Origin of the sequence: Haloarchaeobius pelagicus (genome assembly GCF_051207375.1) — an archaeon.
In the GTDB taxonomy this organism is placed as follows: domain Archaea; phylum Halobacteriota; class Halobacteria; order Halobacteriales; family Natrialbaceae; genus Haloarchaeobius.
Genome location: NZ_JBPJZD010000001.1, coordinates 110,973 through 125,817, shown reverse-complemented (window position 1 = coordinate 125,817; position 14,845 = coordinate 110,973). Strand labels below are relative to the sequence as shown.

Genomic DNA, 14,845 nt, shown 5'->3' with positions numbered 1-14,845 from the left:
GACTCCTGTTCAATCATCGGATTCCACCCCCTGGAGGAGGTCGGGGTTGCGACGTGAGTCGGCGTGCTCCGAGAGGTTGGTCGGGCGCGCCTTGTCGCCCAGGAACTCCAGCTTGGAGTCCTCGCTCTCGAACTCCGCCTCGATGACGCGGTCCGCGATCTGCTCCACGTCGATGCCGTGCTCGTCGTCGTACGCCACCTTGGTCGGCGAGGTACCGTCCTCACCGAACTCGAACTGGACGATGGTGTCCGAGGTGTCCCGGACCGTGCCGTCGTACTGCGTCTCCAGCTCGGAGAGCGCGTTGATGAGCCGGCGCTGCAGGTAGCCGGACTTGGAGGTACGGACTGCCGTGTCGACCAGGCCCTCGCGGCCACCCATCGCGTGGAAGAAGAACTCACGCGGGGTGAGACCACCGGTGTAGGAGTGCTCGACGAAGCCGTGTGCTTCGGCACTCAGGTCGTCCTTCTGGTAGTGGCTCAGGGTGCGGTCCTCGTAGCCACGGTTGATGCGCTCCCCGCGAACTGCCTGCTGACCGACACAGCCGGCCATCTGGGTCAGGTTGAGCATCGACCCACGCGCACCGGAGTTGGCCATGACGACCGCCGGGTTGTCGTCCTGGAAGTGCTCTTCCGCGATGTCACCGGCGTTGTCACGGGCCTTCCCGAGCGTCTGCATGATCTTCATCTCGAGCGTCTCGTCGACGGTCCGGCCGGGCAGGGATTCGAGCTCGCCCGCCTCGTACGTCGAGATGAGCTCCTCGACGCGGTCGTACGCGTCGCCGATGGTCTCGTCGATGCGCTCCTGGGCCTCCTCCGGAATCGTCTCGTTGTCGATACCGATGGAGAACCCGAAGTGCATGATCGAACGCATCGCGAGCGTCCCGACCTCGTTGATGAAGATGCGGGCACGCGTCATGCCGTACACCTTCGCGATGGTGTCGACGACCTCGCCACCGAAGGCACCGACACCGTCCTCGTCGATGGTGCCCTCGATCATCTGGCCGTCCTCGATGACGACCGTGTCGCCCGTGTTCGACGTGAACTCCATGTTCAGGTCGTCCGGGAGCAGCTCGGAGAACAGCTGGCGGCCCGTCCAGTACGGGCGGTCCGCGTCGTCGTGGCCGGTCGGCTCCGGCAGCTCGTCGATGCGGGTCGCACGGAGCAGGTCGAGCGCCTGCGTCTCGTTGAACTGCGGGTTGTCGTGAGTGAGCAGGTAGGTGCCACTGATGTGGTCCTGGATGGCACCGATGATGTTCTGCCCGAAGCGCGGGCTGAGAATCTGCTCTTGCACGCGCATGAGGACGCGCGCCTCGGCGCGAGCCTCCTCGTTCTGCAGTGCGTGCATGTTCATCTCGTCACCGTCGAAGTCTGCGTTGTACGGCGGGCAGACGACGGTGTTGAGGCGGAACGTCTTGTACGGCATCACCACGACCTCGTGGGCCATGATGGACATCCGGTGCAGCGACGGCTGCCGGTTGAAGACGACGATGTCACCGTCGATGAGGTGCCGGTTGACCTCCCAGCCGGGGAGGATCTTCTCGGCGAGCTCCTCGCAGTTCTTCTCGGTCACCTTCAGGCGACGACCGTCGTCACGCCGGACGTAGTTCGCGCCCGGGTGGCCCTCGGGGCCGTTGCGGACGTAGCGCCTGGCGTCCTCGATGTTGCGCTCGGTGACGTTCATCGTCTGGGTCATCTCCTTGGCGACCCGGTCCGGAACACCGACCTCGTTCAGCGAGAGCGTCGGGTCCGGCGAGATGACGGTACGCGCGGAGAAGTTCACACGCTTCCCGGACAGCGAGCCACGGAAGCGACCCTCCTTGCCCTTCAGGCGCTGGGAGAGCGTCTTCAGCGGGCGGCCGGAGCGGTGTCGCGCCGGCGGCGTCCCCGAGATCTCGTTGTCCATGAACGTCGTGACGTGGTACTGGAGCAGCTCCCACAGGTCCTCGATGATGAGCTGTGGCGCACCGGCCTCGCGGTTCTCCATGAACCGCTGGTTGATGCGGATGATGTCGACCAGCTTGTGGGTCAGGTCGTCCTCGGAGCGCTGGCCGTTGTCCAGCGTGATGGAGGGACGGGCGGTGACCGGCGGGACCGGCAGCACCGTCAGGATCATCCACTCGGGGCGGGACTTCTCGGAGCTGATACCCAGCACCTCGATGTCCTCGTCCGGGATGTCCTCGAACCAGTCGCGGATGTCCGAGGGCATCAGCTTGTTCATGTCCTCCTCGGTCAGGTCGATGTCCAGTGCCTTCTCCAGCTTCTTGCGGTCGGACTCCCGCGGGCGGAACTCGCCCGAGAGAATCTGGTTGACACGCGAGAGGTCGATGCCGGTCTCGTTGGCGAGCTCCTCGCGGCCCATCCCCTCGTCGTCCTCGTCGTCGGGGTCGGGCTGCATCGCGGCGGCGATGCGCTGGGAGTACTCACCAGTGAGGACCTGCTGGACCTCGTAGTACGTGGTCGGCTTCTCGTGCTGGATGTCGAACTGGATCTCGCCACAGTGCGGACAGCGGTCCTTCTTGCGGGCCTGCCGGATGGCGGCCTTCGTCACGTCGTTGAGGTCGCCGCTGAGTCGTCGCGTCTGGGTGAGCTGCTCGCGGAACTCCTCTTTCTCGTCCTCGGTGAGACAGAGGCGTGCGCACTCGCGGCAGGTCCCGCGGAGCAGGCGACGGATGAGCTTCGTGAACCCGACGTGGATGACGGGCGCGGCCAGCTCGATGTGGCCGAAGTGTCCGTTACAGGAGCCGGAGTGCTTCCCGCACGTCTTGCACTCCAGCCCGGGGTCGATGACGCCCAGGCGCGGGTCCATCAGCCCCATGTCGATGGGGAAGCCGTCGTCGTCGTAGGTGTCCGCCGTGATGATCTTCGTGGCGGACATCTCTCGGTACTCCTCCGGGTCCATGAGTCCGAAGTTGATCTCGCCGATCTCCTTCGGTGTCTGTGAGCTTACCATGTTAGACTGCGTCCTCCAGTTCCAGTCGCGGGGCGATACCGAGCGCCTTCATCTCGTCGAGGAGGAGCTTGAACGCGTAGGACATCTCGATCTCGTGGATGTCCGTCTCCTCGCCACAGTTCGGGCAGTAGACACGGCGCTGGTCGACGTTCTCGACCGCGCTCATCCCACACTGGCCACACACGTTGATGAACTCGCGGTCGGACTCGTCGAGGAGCCGTTCCTTGAGCGCCATCGCGGCACCGTGCCCGATGAGCACGTCACGCTCCATCTCACCGACACGCAGGCCACCCTCGCGGGCACGACCCTCGGTCGGCTGGCGCGTGAGCACCTGCACCGGCCCGCGCGAACGGGCGTGCAGCTTGTTCGAGACCATGTGGTAGAGCTTCTGGTAGAAGATCACGCCGACGAAGATCTCCGCTTCGATCTTCTCGCCGGTGACGCCGGAGTACATGATCTCCTTGCCAGAGGACTTGAAGCCGGCCTCCTCGAGGCCGCCGCGGATCTCCCACTCGTCCTCGCCCGTGAAGGGCGTCCCGTCGACACGTCGGCCCTCGAGTGCGCCGACCTTGCCGCCGAGCATCTCCAGCACGTGGCCGACCGTCATGCGTGACGGCAGCGCGTGCGGGTTGACGATGAGGTCCGGGACCACACCCTCCTGCGTGAAGGGCATGTCCTCCTGGGGTGCGATGTGGCCGACGACACCCTTCTGGCCGTGTCGCGATGCGAACTTGTCCCCGAGTTCGGGGATACGCTGGTCGCGCACGGATACCTTCGAGAGCTTCGAGCCGTCCTCGCCCTCCATCAGGGTGACCGTGTCAACGACACCGGACTCGCCCGAACGCATCGTCACCGAGGTCTCCCGGCGCTTCTGCGGCGAGAGCCCACCCATGTCGTCCGGCTCCTCGAGGAACCGCGGCGGCGACGTCTTGCCGAGCAGCACGTCGTTCTCGCCGACGCGCGTCTCGGGGTTGACGAGGCCGTCCTCGTCGAGGTGCGTGTACGCGTCCTCACCGCGCGCACCGCGCACGTCCTGGCTCGGAATCTCGAAGCGGTCCTCCTGGCCACCGGGGTAGCGGCGCTCCTCGCCCTCGTAGGTACGGAAGAAGTGCGAGCGAGCGAGCGCGCGGTCCACGGAGCCGCCGTTCAGGACCAGTGCGTCCTCGATGTTGAACCCCTCGTAGGACATGACCGCGACGGTGAAGTTCTGTGCCGCCGGGCGGTCGTCGTAGCCGATCTGCTCGGTGGTCTGGGTCTTCACCATCGAGAGCTGCGGGTAGTGCAGCAGGTGCTGGCGCGTGTCCGGGCGGATGCGGTAGTTCGCCGCGGGCAGCCCCAGCGACTGCTTGATCATCCCTGCACCCATGGTAATACGCGGCGACGCGTTGTGCTCCGGGTACGGAATCATCCCTGCACCGATACCGAAGATGAGCTGTGGGTCGACCTCGAGGTGCGTGTGGTCCTCGTTGAGGTCGTCGGTGTCGACCGCCACGTAGATGTCCTCTTCCTCTTCGGCGTCGATGAACTCGACGTAGCCGTGTTCGACGAGGTCGTCGAACTCCAGCTCGCCGTTCTGGACCGCCTCGAACTCATCCTCGGAGATGAGCGGCTCGCCGTCCTCGACGACGAGCAGCGGACGACGGGCACGACCGGCGTCCGCGTTGATGATGACCTCCCGGGTACGGTCTTTCACCGAGACGTTGACCATCTCGGAGACGTCACCCAGGCGTCGGGCCTCTCGAATCTGTTCTGCTAGCTGGTGTGGTTCGGGATGTGTCCCGACCAGACTACCGTTGACGTAGACTTTCGCTTCTCGCTGTTGGCTTGCCATTTGTTTAGTCGTCCGCGGGTTGCTCCGTTCCCTGTCCCTCGAGTCCGGGGATACCCTGTACCCCCATCGACGCGAGCTCGCGCTTGAGCTCCTGTTCGTCTTCGATGTTCTGCGACAGCTCCATGGCCTGGGCGAAGTTCTTCACCAGCCCACAGTTCGGTCCCTCCGGCGTCTCGGAGGGACAGATGCGACCCCACTGGGTCGCGTGCAGGTCACGTGCCTCGAAGTGCGGCTGCGACCGCGAGAGCGGTGAGCGCAGGCGACGCAGGTGAGACAGCACACCCATGAAGTCCGTCCGGTCGACCAGCTGGGAGACGCCGGAGCGGCCACCCACCCAGTTCCCCGTCGCGATGGGGTGTTCGAGCCGCTCGGTCAGCACGTCGGATCGAACGACCGTGTTCACCGACAGCTGCCGGTTGCGCATGTTCGCGCGTTCGAGCTGGTACTTCACGTCACGCGCCAGCTTGTTCAGCGCGGTCCGGAACAGGTCCTTCATCAGGTCGCCCGAGACCTTCAGCCGCTTGTTGGCGTAGTGGTCCTTGTCGTCCGAGTCGCGACGCTGCAGTGCGAGCTCGAAACACGCCTCGGCCATCCGGCAGAGGTAGAACGCCTTGTTGATGCGAACGTCCTCTTCCTCGACGCCGTCCTCGTGGAGGTGCGGGAGGAGGTACCGGTCGATGACGTAGTTCGCACGCTTGAGCTGGTAGTTCTTGCCCTGCCCGGAGGCGACGCGCTTCCCGAGCTTCTCGATGGCTTCCTCCTGGGACTGGACCTCGGCGGCCTCCAGGTTCTCCAGCATGTACTTGACGACCTCGGGGTCGTCGCTGACGCGGTGGACGATCTCCTCGTCGGATTCGAGACCGAGCGCACGCACGAGCGTCACGAAGTTGATGCTCCCCGAGACCGACGGGAACGAGACCTCGAGCAGGCCCTCACGGTTCCGCTCGGTCAGTACCAGGGCACGGTAGCCACGGCGCTGGCTGAACGTCTTCGCGACCTGGATTTCGTCGCCGTACTTGGTGTCGTACTCCGCGAGGATCTTGTTCGGCGCGAGGTCCTCGCTCGTCATCAGGACACGCTCGGACCCGTTGACGATGAAGTAGCCACCGGGGTCGGCGGGGTCCTCACCGATCTCGATGAGTTCCTCGTCGGAGAAGCCCGCGATGTTACACTTCTCGGAGCCGACCATTATGGGCATCCGTCCCACCTTGGTCTCCGTGGAGTCCACCACGCGCTCTTCACCTTCCTCGCCCTTCACGATGGACATCTCCATGAACACGGGCGCGGAGTAGGTGATGTTGCGCAGGCGAGCCTCCTGCGGGTAGAGCAGTTCTTCGGAACCGTCGGCCTCACGCACACGCGGGGTCACGACGCGAACGTCGCCAAGCTCGACGTGGACCGGTTCCTCGCCTTCCTTGTCGCCGATGTCCGTCTCGATGGTCGCCTTCTCGTCGACGACCTCCTGCATGCCACGTGTCAAGAACGCGTTGAACGACCGGAAGTGGTGCTCTGCGAGTCTGTCCTTCGAGAAGTACTCCTTCGAAATCGCGCGTCGTTTTGATCGGTCCATTATTCACTCCACCACGAGTCGGTATACTACGGCTTCGTCTGTTGTTCGCGAGTTCCGAACGACTTTGATCACGTCGTTGACCTCGGCATCGTCGGGGAGCGCAGGGTCCGTGCGCTTGATCTTCGGAAGGTCTGTACTATCGATGTCGTACTCCGTAAGCACGTCCTCGAGCTCGTCCTCGTCGAGGATGGTGTGCTCCGGAACCATTTCATGTTGGCTTACGTCTACCATGGGTGTGTCTGGCCAGAGGGAGAAGCGGCTGTCACGAGATACTACAGGTCACTATTAGTGGGACCCATTTAACGCTTGCCAAGTCGTCCGAGACTTAGCACTATCGGTTCCCGTCAATCCGACGGGGGTTCGCAGGACCGAGGTGTCCCAGTTGCGAATAGATGTTACAGTCTCACGATTGTACTACTGTACTAAATGGTTTGCCCCACGGCCTCCCCTACCACACGTCCATCGATTGGAAAGCCTTAATACTGCGACTGCGAAACGAATGGTTGCAGGGAGCCCGGGTGGTGTAGTGGCCCATCATACGACCCTGTCACGGTCGTGACGCGGGTTCAAATCCCGCCTCGGGCGCTTCTTCGATTCCAACTCCACGAGCACCCAGCTTCGCTGTGGTGCGAGCACAACGAGTTCGTCGAACACGCTGACAAGGGAGTTGAACCAGCGAGTGGAGCGAAGCGGAACGAGTGAGGTTCACATCCCGCCTCGGGCGCTTCTTTGATTTCAACTCCACGAGCGGTCTCTCCCGCATCGTCTGTCTCCAGTGTCGACCAGCAGCGCCTCCGACCGAGAGATTATCAACGATATCGACTCAGCATCGGCATGAACCCATCTCGAAAAGGGGACGAGACCGAGGCGGTCATTCTCGGCGCGCTGATGCGCCTGGGTCTCTCCGTCTCGGTCCCGTTCGGCGACAGCGACCGGTACGATATGGTCGTCGACGACGGTGACGACTGCTACCGCGTGCAGTGCAAGACCGGAAGCTGGGTGAACGGCGCGGTTCGGTTCAAGCTCTACAGTTCGACCGTCGGCACCGACGGACGGGTGGACACGGACTACACCGCAGACGAAATCGACGCGTACGCTGTCCACTCGCGAGAGATGGAGCAGGTCTACTGGGTTCCGATTGCAGACACCGGGTCCGGAGAGATGCGGCTCCGCGTCAATGACCCGCACCCGAAGGCACCACGTTCTCGAATCAACTGGGCAGCCGAGTACGAGGTCTCTCATCAGTTCAGGTGACCGCTGTCGACCTGCCAAGGGCGAATCGTGGTACTTCCCCTCTCGGAACCCTTATCCGTCCGGGGCCGGTCTCATCAGAGGCAATGGCGACAGGCAAGGTTGACTTCTTCAACGACACTGGCGGTTACGGCTTTATCGACACCGAGGACGCGGACGAGGACGTTTTCTTCCACATGGAGGACGTTGGCGGACCGGACCTCGAAGAGGGCGAAGAGATCGAATTCGAAATCGAGGACTCCCCCAAGGGTCCGCGCGCCGCGAACGTCGTCCGTCTCTAAGACTCGGCGACCTTCGTAGATTCATTCTTTCAGACCCGACCACATAGCCGCCTGCTCGCGATTTCGAGCGCAGTGAGAACGCGGGGCACAGGGCCGACGATTGAAAAGGCATAAAAGTACCCGGCAGTTAGCAATGAGTGCAGGGAGCCCGGGTGGTGTAGTGGCCCATCATACGACCCTGTCACGGTCGTGACGCGGGTTCAAATCCCGCCTCGGGCGCTTTCTGACGAACTCAACCCACGAGCAACCAGCTTTGCTGTGGTGCGAGCACAACGAGTTCGTCGAACACGCTGACAAGGGAGTTGAACCAGCGAGTGAAGCGAAGCGGAACGAGTGAGGTTCAAATCCCGCCTCGGGCGCTTTTCGAGTGAACTATTCCGATGAGCACCGCGGAGCGTGTGCTCGTCCCCGTGAGCGAGAAGACCCCTCCCACAGTACTCCGAACGGGCTCACCAGAAGCATCGAGTGCTGTTGTGCGACCGACAGGAGGGGCGGAATGCGGCCACCACCGAGCAGGCAAGCGATTCCATCGGCAAACCTGTCCGCTGGCATACACGCTACTCTAATTGTTTAGTACCCTCCGGTCGTAGACGGGTGTATGTCGCAGGACGGGATCGGTCGGTTCGAACGACGGGAGGCACCGATAGACGAGGTGACCGTGCTGTTCGTCGACAACGACCCCGATTTCGCGGACGTATCGAAGGCGATGCTGGAGCGAGAACAACCGGGGCTGGACGTGGTTCCGGTCCCCAACGGGACGGCCGCGTTGGCAGCGATCGACGACGGCCAGCCGGTCGACTGTATCGTGAGTGACTACGATATGCCCCAGATGAACGGGCTGGAGTTACTCGAGTCGGTGAGGGAGCGGGACGACCGGCTCCCGTTCATCCTGTTCACCGGGAAAGGCTCAGAGGAGATCGCAAGCGAGGCGATCGCGGCGGGTGTCACGCAGTATCTCCAGAAGAAACCGGGGCGGGACCGATTCACGCTGCTGGCGAACCAGATCGGGAACGCGGTGTCACAGTACCGGACCGAGAGTGCACTGCGTGACCGGGTCAGACAGCAGGAGGCGGTGGCAGCCATCGGGCAACAGGCGTTGAACGAGCCACAGCTCGACGTGCTGTTCGAGACGACGGTTCGACGGGTCTCGCGGGCGCTCGACGTGAGTCACGTCCGGGTGTTGCGTCGCCACGAGTCGACGGGAGAACTCCTTCCGGAGGCGGAGGTCGGCTGGACAGCCGAGGCAGACCCTTCGGCACAGGCCCGCTACGTGGTGGATAACACCGACACACCGGTCGTCGTCGTCGACGACGTGGATGAGGAGAGTCGCTTCGAGCCGAACGAGGTGATGGTGGATGCGGCGGTCAGAAGCGGCGCGTGCGTGGCTATCGGGTTGCGCGGTGAGACGTGGGGCGTGCTGGAGGCGCACGCGACCAGTCATCGGAAGTTCACCCAGGACGACGTGACGTTCCTGCAGAACGTCGCGACCGTGCTGGCGAGCGCGGTCGAGCGGACCGTCATCGAGGACGAGCGCCGCGAGAGCAGCGAGCGCTACCGGACGCTGGTCGAGGTGTCGCCGAACCCGATTCTGGTCCACCGGAACCTCGACGTGGTGTACGCGAACCCGGCGGTCGTGTCGTTGCTCGGGGCGGAAAGCGCAGAGGCCGTCCTGGAGAAATCCGTCTCGGACATCATCCACGCGAACGAACTCGAGGAGGTCGAGTCGATCATCAGTGAGGTCGAGCGAGGAACCATCGAACCGACGCGGCGTGAGCGGCGCATCGTCACGGAGGATGGGACCGTCAAACACGTCGAGACGACCTCGCGGGCTATCGAGTACGAGGGGGAGCAGGCGGTGTTGACCATCGCGACGGACATCACCGAGCGCAAGCAGTACGAGCAGACCCTGAACACGCTCCACGAGACTACGCGCGTGCTGATGCGGGCGGAGACGTACGAGGATATCTGCGAGACGACGGCCGGGACGGCCGCGGACCTGCTCGGCCTGAGCGCGATGGTCGTCTACCGGTTCGACAGCGAGGTCGGTCGACTGGAACCGGTGGCGACGACGCCGAGCACGGCCGACTTACTGGAGTCCCCGCCGGCGATCGAGCGCGGGGACAGCAACGTCTGGTCGGCGTTCAGTGCGGGCGAGTCGCAGTACTTCAGCGACGTGACCGACGGCGATGGTGGGCTCTGCGCGGGCGTCGAGAGCGAACTCGTCATCCCGCTCGGCACGCACGGGGCGATCGTCGCCGCCAGCGGGGTCGTCGATGGGTTCGACGAGTCGACCATCGAGATGCTGCACATCCTGGCGGCGAACACCGAGGCGGCACTCGACCGGGCCGAACGCGAGCAGTTGCTCCGGGACCACGACCAGACGCTGAGTCAGCAGAACGAGGAGCTCCGGAAGTTGAATCACACGAACAAGATCGTCCGGGACGTGAACCGGGCGGTCGCGCAGGCGTCGACGCGGCGCGAGATAGAGCAGGCGGTGTGTGACCGGTTGGCCGACGCGGACCCGTACGTCTGCACCTGGGTTGGGGAGGTCGACGCCACGACCGAGTCGGTGTCGCCGCTGGTCTGGGCGGACGCCGACGCGAACTACATGGACCGTGTGGGTGACACGCCCGAGGCCGCGACGCCGGAAGGTGAACTCTGTCGGCGGGCGAGCGAGGAACAGTCGGTGCAGGTGGTCGAGAACGTCCTGAACACGCCCAACTGGGAGGAACGCCGGACCGAGTCGCTGACGTACGGCTTCCAGACGGTCGTCGCGGTCCCGCTGGTCGACAACGAGCGCGTCTACAGCGTGCTGGTGTTACACGTCTCGACGCCGGAGACCGTCACCGACCGAGAGGTCGAGGTGCTGGCCGAACTCGGCCAGACTATCGGCTACGCCATCCACGCTGTCGAGCGAACCCGGGCCCTCGTGACCGACAGCCGAATCGAACTCGAGTTCCTCGTCGAGGACGAGCGCCTCTCGTTCAGCCGGCTCTCGAAGGAGGTCGGGGGGACCCTCGCGCTCGACGGCGCGATCGCCCGCCCGGACGGGACCCATCTCTGTTTCATCACCGTGACCGGGGTCGCCCCCGAGACGGTCGAGGAGACGGTCGCGGACTGGTCGGCGGTCACCTCGATCACGCGCATCACCGAAGACGAGGACGAACAGCGGACGCTGTTCGAGCTTCGTCTGGTCGAGCCACGGCTGTTCGAGTTGCTGCGTGAGTACGACGGGTCGCTCCGTGAACTGGAGGCGACCGAGGGCGTCACCGAGCTGCTCGTCGACCTGCCACAGGGCGGTGACACCCGTGGCCTCTGGAACGACATCCAGGAGACCTACCCGGGGACCGAACTGGGGGCTCGCCGAGAGACGACCAGTGGCGCACGGAAGACGCGCGACCTGCGAACCTGGGTCGAGAACGAGTTGACCGAACGCCAGTTCGAGGCGCTCCAGGCCGCGTTCTACGCGGGGTTCTACGCGTGGCCGCGTGGCGTCACCGGCGAGAAACTCGCCGACGCCCTCGACGTGACGCCCCCGACGTACCACTATCACCTGCGAGCGGCCGAACGGAAGCTCGTCGAGTCAGTGTTCGAATCGGACTCTAACTGATTAGAGTGCCGGGTTTCCAGACACGAACTGGTTAGAGTAAACGGTTAATCCCGTTCCCCCCATACCATGAGATGGCGAATGAGCAGCTAACCGCTGTCGCCACCCCCATACTCCCCCCAACCCCCCTTCCTGACGAACCAAACTCCCGAGAGGCGTGGCTGTGTGTCGATGCGCTCGACAAAGAACAGGACCGCTGAGTGGGATGACCCTGTGTCGTTCAGCGACGCGATCCGATACTGACCGCGTTGTATTTCTGGCGCGAGTCACCACCTCCACCGAACTTGGGGATGTCGACCCAATCGTACGCGAAGCGCTCGTCGACCGCGTGGTAGGCCGGCAGGAGGACCATGTCCTCCCAGTTGGCCTCCTCGAGGGTGACGTAGCCGTCGTTCCGTTTCTGCTGGGCCGCCTCGGTCGATGCCTGGTTGTTCGAAATCGTCACCCAGGCGTCGGCAGCTCGCTGTGAGGCGGACCCGGAGGCGTCGCCGTCGTCGGTGTTCTTCGTATCGTCGGTGCCGTTCGTGTCGTCGGTCCCGCCGTCGGTCGTGCCGGGGTCGTCAGTGGTCGAACACCCGGCGAGGGCCAGGGCCGTCGCCGCGCCGCCGGTCGCTTTCAGGAACGTCCGGCGCTGGAGGGACTTTTCATCTGGCATACGACCGAACGTTCCAAGAACGTTCTATTAACAGACAAGTGAAGGAAAAGAGCCGTTTGTCCAAAATGCGATTTTTACCTAATTTACAGTCACGTATTCGTCGGTGCATGTCCGGGGGGCGTCGCGCCGCGAGAAACGGGTGACAGTCACCGGCGTGGGCAGGGACCAGTGACCGGAGGACACCGGCGAGAGGGCGGCGACACCGATATCGAGGGGTTGCCGTGCCGACAGGAGGGCGGTGGAAGGGCAGGGGGATGACAGTGGGCGGCGTGTCCTGTCGACAGTCTACTGTAGCACCGTCGCGGGCTTAACCCCGATGAAGACTCAAACGCTCATTTGAGGCTCTGGGGGGTCTCTCCTGCAGGATTCACTGTGCTTGCACGCGGACTCGACCCACCGTGGGGAGTCGTTCGTTCTCGCACGCGAACCGCGTGGATGGCCTCTCCCGTGTCGTCGACCACCGTCACGTCGCCCGGACGGGTCGGCATCCCGGCGGTGAGTGCATCCGCGGCGTACGCCGGGCGAGCACGGTCGAGCGCGTCGCGGTCGGCCCGGTCGGTCAGCCGGTGCGCGATGACCAGGTCCGACTGCGAGATGGCGACGGTGGGCACCGCGTCGGGGCGCTGCGTGGCGACCAGCAGGCTCACGCCGGGCTGGCGACCCCTGGTCAGCAGCGTCTGGAGCGCCGGCGCGGCGACCCCGTCGAAGAACACGTGTGCCTCGTCGCAAAGCAGCCACGGGAGTCGGGCGATATCCCCCGCGACGCGGGCCTCGTACAGCCCCGTGGCGACCGCCCGAACGACCGCGTTCATCGCGGTGGCAGGCTTGCCCGCGAGGTCGAGGACGGTGGCCTCACCCGTCGCGAGGTCGCTCGCGTCGAGTCCCGCCGGCGCGAACACCGCCCAGGAGTCGGCGAGTGCAAGGTGGTTCCGGGCGGTTCGGCGCGCGACGGGACCGCACTCCAGGTCCTCGACTCGCCGGCGCATCCCCGCCAGCGTCTCGGCACCCGCTGCCGCCTGCCAGACCACCGCCCCCGCGGCCGAGTCGGGTGCGAGTCCGACCAGGTCACACCACGCCCGGGGCGGCAGGGTCGACGCGGCGACCCGCGGCTCCGCGACGACCGAGGCCGGCACTGCCCCCGAATCGAGCGTCGTGAACACCCCGAGGGGGTCCACGACCACGGGTGCGACGCCCTGCGCCTCGGCCAGCCCCTCCGCGATAACCCCGAGGGTGTAGGACTTCCCGTAGCCGCGCTTCCCCACGACGATTCCTGCATGGGGGAACTCGCAGTCGAGGTCGACCCCTGCGCCGTGGCTCCCGTCCGGGGCCCTGAAATGCCCGAACTCGACCGTCTCACCCGTCTCGTCCGCGTCCCGCCCGATGACGACCATGGGACTTCTGGCCCCGGCTTCGGGTTTGAATGCTTGGGGAATCGACCGCCACCCATCCCAACCATTCAAGTACGAAAACGGGACCAACCCCCGGCATGACTCGCGACCACTTCCGACTCGACCGCCTCCGGGACGACACCCGCGCCATCGAAGGGCTCCCCATCCGACTCGTCATCGCCCTCGTCGTCGGCGTCGCCAGCCTCTCCGTGATGATGAACATGATCTCCGGCATCGGTGCCCTCACCGTCACCGAGGTCGACGCCCAGCCGAGTCCGGACGTGGTCACGCCCGGCGAGCAAGCCGTGACGATCACCGTCGTCGACACCAACGGCGACCCCGTCGCCGGCGCGACCGTGGTCGTGAAAGGCGAGACCGCCAAGCTGGACGGAATCAGGACCGCGAAGACGGGGGCCGAAGGGCAGGCCACCCTCGACATCGCACCCACACTCGGCCCGAATCAGGAGGAAGGCACGCTCGAAATCGACATCAAACCACCCGCCGGCAGCGAGTACGCCGACCAGCGCGCGAACACGGTCATCCTCGTCATCGAGGAGTAGCGGCGGAAGGACCGGGGACTACTCCCACTCGATCCAGTCGTACTCCCAGCCGCGCTGGACCGCCTGGGCCGCGCGCTCGCGGTCCTCGCGGGCGGTCCGGTTGCGCTCGATAGCACCGGCCTGCTCGCCCTCGACGAGCAAGGGGGCGAACGCGACCGGGCCGTAGCTGTCGACCTGCTCGCCGTCCTCGACCGCGACGATGTGCTGCTCGCCGACGCCCTGGGGCATCACGAGTCGGCCGTCGGCTGCCAGCTGGTCGACGAGCTTGCGCGGCGGGTCGACAGCGGCCGCCTCGACCAGAATCTTGTCGAAGGGGGCGTACTCGGGTAGCCCGCGGGCCCCGTCGCGGCAGTCGACGAACACGTCCTCGTAGCCCGCCGACGCGAGGTTCGTCCGAGCGTCGTAGACGACGTGCCGGGTGATGTCGATGGCGTGGACGTGTCGCGACCCGGCGATCTCGGCGGCGACGGCGGCCGTGTACCCCACGCCCGCGCCGACGATGAGGACCGAGTCGCCCTCGCGGACGTCGAGCGCCTCGAACAGCCTGGCGACCAGGCTCGGCGAGAGGACGGTCGTGCCGCCGTGGTCGTGGGCCTGGTCCGCGTAGGCGGTGCGGTCGTCCGCGACGAACTCGTGGCGGGGGACCTCCCGCAGGGCGAGGCCGACGGCCTCTGTGGACACGACGCCCTTCGCGTCGTGTTCGAGGCTGTCGACCATGTCGTCGCGTAGCACCGCTGGCTCCATACGTCGGCC

At 65.1% G+C, this 14,845-nt stretch carries 11 protein-coding genes and 2 tRNA genes; 6 read left to right on the top strand and 7 right to left on the bottom strand.

Annotated features, from left to right (window positions below; all coding sequences use genetic code 11):
• Window positions 1-9 precede the first annotated feature (9 nt).
• From ACSC1S_RS00700 to ACSC1S_RS00685, 4 genes are read right to left on the bottom strand one after another with little or no spacing between them, the layout of a single operon-like run.
• Entirely contained in the window at window positions 10-2,949 is a 2,940-nt protein-coding gene (locus ACSC1S_RS00700; protein WP_435316902.1) for a DNA-directed RNA polymerase subunit A', read from the bottom strand.
• 1 nt (window position 2,950) lies between these two features.
• A complete protein-coding gene (gene rpoB / locus ACSC1S_RS00695; protein ID WP_435362726.1) occupies window positions 2,951-4,780 on the bottom strand; it encodes a DNA-directed RNA polymerase subunit B in 1,830 nt (609 codons plus the stop codon).
• 4 nt (window positions 4,781-4,784) lie between these two features.
• Window positions 4,785-6,350, bottom strand: a complete 1,566-nt coding sequence (locus ACSC1S_RS00690; RefSeq protein ID WP_261649795.1) for a DNA-directed RNA polymerase subunit B'' — start codon at window positions 6,348-6,350, stop codon at window positions 4,785-4,787.
• A gap of 3 nt (window positions 6,351-6,353) precedes the next feature.
• Entirely contained in the window at window positions 6,354-6,581 is a 228-nt protein-coding gene (locus ACSC1S_RS00685; RefSeq protein WP_261649793.1) for a DNA-directed RNA polymerase subunit H, read from the bottom strand.
• A 281-nt stretch (window positions 6,582-6,862) separates the two neighbouring features.
• Between ACSC1S_RS00685 and ACSC1S_RS00680 the strand changes: the two genes are divergently transcribed.
• The 5 genes from ACSC1S_RS00680 to ACSC1S_RS00660 all read left to right on the top strand — a co-directional run bounded on the left by ACSC1S_RS00680 (window position 6,863) and on the right by ACSC1S_RS00660 (window position 11,492).
• Window positions 6,863-6,935, top strand: a tRNA-Asp gene (locus ACSC1S_RS00680).
• A gap of 249 nt (window positions 6,936-7,184) precedes the next feature.
• Window positions 7,185-7,604, top strand: a complete 420-nt coding sequence (locus ACSC1S_RS00675) for a group I intron-associated PD-(D/E)XK endonuclease (protein ID WP_435362725.1) — start codon at window positions 7,185-7,187, stop codon at window positions 7,602-7,604.
• Window positions 7,605-7,687: 83 nt separating this feature from the next.
• Window positions 7,688-7,882 (top strand): cold-shock protein, encoded by a 195-nt coding sequence (locus tag ACSC1S_RS00670; protein ID WP_261649789.1) that lies wholly within the window; start codon window positions 7,688-7,690, stop codon window positions 7,880-7,882.
• A 146-nt stretch (window positions 7,883-8,028) separates the two neighbouring features.
• Window positions 8,029-8,101 (top strand) — tRNA-Asp (locus ACSC1S_RS00665).
• A 379-nt stretch (window positions 8,102-8,480) separates the two neighbouring features.
• The gene (locus tag ACSC1S_RS00660; RefSeq protein ID WP_435362724.1) at window positions 8,481-11,492 is read left to right on the top strand and encodes a bacterio-opsin activator domain-containing protein; all 3,012 of its coding nucleotides are present in this window, start codon (window positions 8,481-8,483) and stop codon (window positions 11,490-11,492) included.
• A 217-nt stretch (window positions 11,493-11,709) separates the two neighbouring features.
• On the opposite strand, the gene ACSC1S_RS00655 is transcribed toward ACSC1S_RS00660, so the two are convergent.
• Window positions 11,710-12,144, bottom strand: coding sequence for a hypothetical protein (locus ACSC1S_RS00655; protein WP_435362723.1), 435 nt, complete (start codon window positions 12,142-12,144; stop codon window positions 11,710-11,712).
• A 332-nt stretch (window positions 12,145-12,476) separates the two neighbouring features.
• On the bottom strand, window positions 12,477-13,535 hold the full coding sequence (locus ACSC1S_RS00650; RefSeq protein ID WP_435362722.1) for an ATP-binding protein: 1,059 nt from the start codon (window positions 13,533-13,535) through the stop codon (window positions 12,477-12,479).
• A gap of 95 nt (window positions 13,536-13,630) precedes the next feature.
• Between ACSC1S_RS00650 and ACSC1S_RS00645 the strand changes: the two genes are divergently transcribed.
• Window positions 13,631-14,092, top strand: coding sequence for a DUF7382 domain-containing protein (locus tag ACSC1S_RS00645; protein ID WP_435316895.1), 462 nt, complete (start codon window positions 13,631-13,633; stop codon window positions 14,090-14,092).
• An 18-nt stretch (window positions 14,093-14,110) separates the two neighbouring features.
• On the opposite strand, the gene ACSC1S_RS00640 is transcribed toward ACSC1S_RS00645, so the two are convergent.
• A complete protein-coding gene (locus tag ACSC1S_RS00640; RefSeq protein WP_435316894.1) occupies window positions 14,111-14,836 on the bottom strand; it encodes a protein-L-isoaspartate O-methyltransferase family protein in 726 nt (241 codons plus the stop codon).
• Between the last annotated feature and the right edge of the window lie 9 nt (window positions 14,837-14,845).